1 protein-coding gene is annotated in these 230 nt (G+C 44.8%); it reads left to right on the top strand.

From position 1 onward, the window contains the following. A partial coding sequence (locus SB724_RS22130) for a hypothetical protein (RefSeq protein ID WP_410573272.1) occupies positions 1-230 on the top strand: 230 nt, incomplete at both ends.

Raw genomic sequence — 230 nt, forward strand, 5'->3', positions numbered from 1 at the left:
GGGTAATATTGTGTATTCCTGCTATGCTGAGCTCAGCAGACGGGGAGAGCATTTTGTTTCTGATCATGTGCTGAGCTATCAGGTTTCCGGTAATCTGATATTGAGTGACGGTGTTAATGAATTTGCATCTGTCGGAGGTTCTATCCGTTTTTTGCGACGCAATCAACTGTTGAAGTTCACCAAACAGCCTCCTGAAAACGGGGAATTTCAGTCGCTGTCTATTTTCCTCG

Origin of the sequence: Bacillus sp. SIMBA_031, assembly GCF_046535225.1 — a bacterium.
GTDB lineage: Bacteria > Bacillota > Bacilli > Bacillales > Bacillaceae > Bacillus > Bacillus velezensis.